Source organism: Ideonella sp. A 288 (assembly GCF_002198735.1).
Classification (GTDB): Bacteria; Pseudomonadota; Gammaproteobacteria; order Burkholderiales; family Burkholderiaceae_C; genus Pseudaquabacterium.
On record NZ_MWLO01000023.1, the window covers coordinates 1 to 4,201 of the forward strand.

3 protein-coding genes and 1 pseudogene are annotated in these 4,201 nt (G+C 73.0%); 1 reads left to right on the forward strand and 3 read right to left on the reverse strand.

The features are described 5' to 3' along the window. Window positions 1-164: 164 nt before the first annotated feature. Together EOINJALH_RS01160 and EOINJALH_RS01165 are read right to left on the reverse strand one after the other, a co-directional pair. Window positions 165-1,130: a Bug family tripartite tricarboxylate transporter substrate binding protein gene (locus tag EOINJALH_RS01160; protein ID WP_088278482.1), complete on the reverse strand. Its 966-nt coding sequence runs from the start codon at window positions 1,128-1,130 to the stop codon at window positions 165-167. Between the two features lie 26 nt (window positions 1,131-1,156). Further along, a complete protein-coding gene (locus EOINJALH_RS01165; protein WP_088278483.1) occupies window positions 1,157-2,710 on the reverse strand; it encodes a sulfatase-like hydrolase/transferase in 1,554 nt (517 codons plus the stop codon). A 61-nt stretch (window positions 2,711-2,771) separates the two neighbouring features. Between EOINJALH_RS01165 and EOINJALH_RS01170 the strand changes: the two genes are divergently transcribed. Next, window positions 2,772-3,305, forward strand: coding sequence for a MarR family winged helix-turn-helix transcriptional regulator (locus EOINJALH_RS01170; RefSeq protein WP_088278484.1), 534 nt, complete (start codon window positions 2,772-2,774; stop codon window positions 3,303-3,305). Window positions 3,306-3,316: 11 nt separating this feature from the next. On the opposite strand, the pseudogene EOINJALH_RS01175 reads toward EOINJALH_RS01170, so the two are convergent. Continuing rightward, a pseudogene (locus tag EOINJALH_RS01175) lies at window positions 3,317-4,201 on the reverse strand (hypothetical protein); the annotation flags it as partial.

Genomic DNA, 4,201 nt, shown 5'->3' on the forward strand with positions numbered 1-4,201 from the left:
CGCAGCGCCGACCGCCGGAGGTCGCGTGCTGCGGCCTGCCCGGCCGCGGCTTTGCCGCTTCAGCGCCGAAACGTCACGACACGGTCCAGCCCCAACTGCACGCAGCAACGTCCGCTACGAGCCCAAACGCAAGCGCCGAATCAAAACGTTCGCACGCAATGTGCTCAGTCGCCGCGGAAGCCCGAGGCCTTGACCACTGGCGCCCAGCGGTCGGTGTCGCGCTTCATGAGGGCCTGCAGGTCGGCCGGGGTGCCGCCGGTGGGCTCGAGGCCCAGCTTGCCGAAGCGCTCTCGCACCTCGGGCGCGGCCAGCGCCTTGTTCACCGCGGCGTTGATCTGCTGCACCGTGGCCGCCGACACCTTGGCCGGTGCGTAGATCGCGAACCAGCTGGTGCCTTCCACGCCCTTCAGCCCGGCCTCGGCGAAGGTGGGCACGTCGGGCAGCAAGGGGCTGCGGGTGGCGCCCGAGGTGGCCAGGATGCGGGTCTTGCCGCCGCGGTGCATCTCGATCTGGTCGACCAGCGTGTCGATGGCCGAGCCCACCTGGTTGCCCACCAGCGCGTTCATCAGCGGCCCGCCGCCGTTGAAGGGCACGTGCACCAGGTCGAGGCCGGCGCCGCCCGAGATCATCACGCCGAAGAAGTGCGGCAGGCTGCCCGGCGCCGGGCTGCCGAAGTTGGCCTGGGTGGGGTTGGCCTTGAACCAGGCCAGCAGTTCGCCCACGTTCTTCGCGGGGCTGTTTGCGTTCACCGACAGGCCGAACTGGAAGTTGGCCACGTGCACCACCGGCGTGAAGTCGGTGGCCACGTTGTAGGGCAGCTTGCTGAACACGAGCGGCGCCAGCACCGGCACGACGATGGGTGCCAGCATCAGGGTGGCGCCGTCGGGTGCGGCGTTCTTCAGGGCCTCGGCGGCGATGCGGCCGCCCGCGCCGGGCTTGTTCTCCACCACCACCGGCTGCTTCAGTTCGGCGGCCACGCGCTCGGCGATCAGCCGCGCCGCGATGTCGGCCGAGCCGCCGGGCGCGAAGCCGACGAGCAGGCGCACCGGCTTGTCGACCTGGGCCTGCGCCGAGGCCGCCAGCGTGCAGGCGGCGAGGACGCCGGTGAGGCGGGTGATGAGGCTGCGCATCGTTCTTCTCCAGGTGAAAGGGGGGTCTACCACTGGCCGAAGAACACGCCGGCCTTCTTGTAGGCGCCGGTGGCGCGCTCGACTGCCTCGTCGGTGACCGTGCTGCGGTGCCGGCGCCGGGCCAGGAAGTCGAGCAGGCGGTCGCGCAGGCCGGCGCGCACCGCGGCGGTGGCTTCGTCGCGGCCCAGGTCGTGGAACTCGTTCGGGTCGGCCTGCAGGTCGAAGAGCTGCTCGGGCTCGTCCAGCCAGTGCACATAGCGCCAGCGATCGGTGCGCAGGCTGAAGGCGCGGCACTGGTGCACGTCCTTGCCCAGCGCCAGGCGGGCATGGCGGTAGCTGTAGTCGAGCTCGCTGTAGGTGAAGTCGCGCCAGCCATGCACGGTGTGGCCGTGCAGCAGCGGCAGCAGGCTGCGGCCTTCCAGGCGGTGCTTGGGCGGTGCGATGCCCAGCGCGTCCAGCACCGTGGGCACCACGTCCACCGATTCGACGAAGCGATGTTCCACCGTGCCGCGCGTGCCGTCGGCATCCGCGCGCGGGTCGACGACGATGAAGGGAACCTTTTGCACGGTGTCGTAGAACAGTTCCTTCTCGCCCAGCCAGTGGTCGCCGAGGAAGTCGCCATGGTCGGCGGTGAAGACCACCAGCGTGTCGTCGAGCACGCCGCTCGCGGCCATGTGGTCGAACAGACGGCCCAGGTGGTGGTCGAGCTGCGAGATCAGGCCCTGGTAGGCCGGGCGCACGGTGCGGATGCAGTCGTCGCGCTGGAAGCTCACGCATTCTTCCTGCTGCCGGTAGGCGGCCAGCACCGGGTGGGCGTCGCGCAGCTCGGACTCGTGTCGCACCACCGGCAGGCAATGCTCAGGCGCGTACATGTTGTGGTAGGGCGCCGGCGCCATGTAGGGCCAGTGCGGCTTCACGTAGCTCAGGTGCAGCACCCAGGGCTGGCCGCCCATGCGGCGCATGTAGGCGATGGCCTGGTCGGTCATGAAGGCGGTTTCGGAATGCGCCTCGCGCACCCGCGCCGGCAGGTGCACGTGGCGCATGTGCCAGCCGCTGACGACGCGGCCGTCGGCGTCCACCGCCGAGATGACGTGGTCGCTCCACGGGTCGGCGCCGTCGTAGCCCTGCGCGCGCAGGAAGGCCGGGTAGCCCGATTCGCCGCCGGGGGCGTGGTGGCCGTCGTAGCGGTCGATCTCCTCGAAGCCGCCGCGCTCGAGCAGCGTGGCCAGTTCGCTGCCGCCTTCGAGCTGCAGCCGGTGCAGCCCTTCGCGGTCGGGCATCACGTGGGTCTTGCCGGCCAGCGCCAACGACAGGCCGGCGCCGCGCAGCATCTCGCCCATCGTCACCTCGCCCACCGACAGCGGCACACGGTTCCAGGTGGCACCGTGGGTGATCGGGTAGCGGCCGGTGTAGTAACTCATGCGGCTGGGGCCGCAGACGCCGCTGTTGACGAAGGCGTTGGCGAAGCGCACGCCCCGGCGCGCCAGCGCGTCGAGGTGGGGCGTCTGCAGGTAGGGGTGGCCGGCGCAGCCGAGGTGGTCCCACCGCAGCTGGTCGGCCATGATGAAGAGCACGTTCATGGCGCAGTTGGGCGTAATCTAGCGGCGCGCCGACGATTGTTCTAAACAACTGATCCCCGAGATGACCCTGAGCCTGCGCGAGCCGATCACCCTGGACGAGTTGCTGAACTACCGGCTGCTGCGCCTTTATGCCGTCAGCGGCGCGCCGGTGATCCGCCTGCTCGAGGGCCGCTACGGCATCTCGCGCCGCGAATGGCGGCTGCTGGCGCTGCTGGCCGCGCACGGCGCCCAGTCGCCCTCGGCGCTGGCCGACCACGCCCACCTCGACCGGCCGCGCGCCTCGCGGGGCATCGCCGTGCTGGCGGCCAAGCGGCTGGTGCAGCGGGCCGTCGAACCCGGCGACGCACGGCGCGCCCGCGTCACCCTCACCAAGTCTGGCCGACGGCTGTACGACGAGCTGTTCCCGCAGATCGCCGCGATCAATGCCCAGGTGATGGCGGCCATCGACGACACCGCCGTGCGGGCGCTGGACGATGCGCTGGCGCGGCTGACCGAGCAGGCCGAGCGGCTGAACACCGAGGTCGTGCGCGACGTGCGCGCCGACCGCCGGGCCGGCGGCTCGCGGCGGGTGAAGGACTGGTCGAAGGAGGCCTGAGCGTCCCGCGCTCAGCGCTTCGGCGGCTCCTCGCCCGGCTGCCGCCGCTCCTTGCCGTCCTTCGCGTCGCGCTCGGCCGCCGGGGTCGGCGGGCGCTCCTTCCGGGCGGGTGGCGGAGCCCCTGGCGTGGTCGGGGCCGCGCGGGCTGCTTCGGCCCGCGCGGCGTTGGCCTTCGCTGCCAACGCCTGGTCTGCGGCGGCCTTGGCGCCGTCGGCGCGCGCGGCCGCGGCCTTCGCGGTCCTGGCGCGGGCGTCTTCGGCGGCGCCCTGGCTGGCCTCGGCCCGGGTTCGCGCGGCGCGGGCGGCGTCGGCCTTCGCCGCGTCGGCGGCGGATTCGCGAGCCTTCGCCGCATTGGCCCTGGCCGCGTTGGCTGTGTTGGCACGCTCGGCCGCCAGCCGGGCGGCCTCGAGCCGGGCGGCGTTCGCCTTGCCGGCCTCGGCCTTGTCGGCATCGGCCCGGGCGGCGTTGGCCTTGGCCGCTTGGGCTGCGAACGCGTCGGCGCGGGCGCCCTCGGCCTTGGCGCGGTCGGCGCGCGCGCCGTCGGCCCGCTCTTGCGTGGCCCGTGCGGCTCTCGCGGTGTCGGCGAGATCGTTCCTGGTCTTCTCGGTGGCGCGTGATGCCGCCGCGGTGCGGGCTTGTTCGGCCCGGGCCGACTCGGCGGTGGTGGCCGCGGCCCTGGCCTGCGTGTCGCGCTCCGCCTTGGCCACGGCGGCGCTGGCGGCCGCGCCCCTGGCGGCTGCGGCGCGTTCACCGGCCAGTCGGTCCTTGGCGGCATCGGCCATGCCGGGCGCGGGACGGGTGCCTTCGCGTCGTGCCGGTCCGGCCTGGTCCTTTCCGACCGGCTTGTCGTCGGCCGGGCGCGCGCCCGCACCGGCGGCGCCGACCGCCGCCTCGCG